The sequence below is a fragment of the Vibrio sp. YT-19(2023) genome, assembly GCF_033337395.1.
The window spans coordinates 1-790 of the sequence record NZ_JAWOQN010000363.1 but is presented as its reverse complement, the minus strand read 5'-3'; the positions used below and the strand labels follow the sequence as shown (position 1 = coordinate 790).

General features: G+C 44.8%; 1 protein-coding gene. It reads right to left on the bottom strand.

Translation table 11 applies throughout. From position 1 onward, the window contains the following. Positions 1-177 precede the first annotated feature (177 nt). The coding region (locus R7E78_RS25920) for a Nif3-like dinuclear metal center hexameric protein (protein WP_318058581.1) at positions 178-790 on the bottom strand (613 nt) is incomplete at its 5' end.

The window sequence follows — 790 nt, the reverse complement described above, 5'->3', positions numbered from 1 at the left end:
ATGCACAGCGATCCACTAAACCGTATCGGTCGTCCACGTCAGCTTTACAAAGGCGAAACGCAACGTGAATTTTCGCCGCTTCATGAGCGCGAATAATCGTTACTAGAGTTATCAAATAAACAAAAGGGTTGAGATGTAAGTCTCAACCCTTTTTAGTTTTAACGATAAAAATACACGCTACACTGGATTATCAATATCCACAAACTCGACATCTAAACCGTATTCATCGGCTAACCACTTACCAAGTGCTTTGATGCCATAACGCTCTGTTGCATGGTGACCCGCAGCAAAATAGTGGATGTCCATCTCACGAGCGGTGTAAGTTGTTCGCTCCGAAATTTCGCCAGAAATGAATGCATCTAATCCATGCTGAACCGCAAGTTCAATGAAATCTTGTCCACCGCCAGTACACCAACCAACGGTTTCGATCATTTTCTCCGCATTATCTGGAGCGATATGTAGAGGCCCTCGATTAAGGACTTGGTTGATCTTGCTCGCAAATTGAGAACCAGTCATCGGTTTTTTCAAGCGTCCAAATAGGGCGACAGACTGCGGATGACCTTCTAACCCACCGTCGATTTCAATATCAAGAAGACGAGCAAGCTCTGCGTTGTTACCAAGTTCAGGATGAATGTCGAGCGGTAGATGGTAGCCGTACAGATTAATGTCACTTTTAATTAGGCTACGAATGCGCTTACCTTTCATACCGCGAATGGGTTCTGGCTCCCCTTTCCAAAAATAACCATGGTGGACCAATAACGCATCGGCTCTGAGTTCAATCGCTTTATCA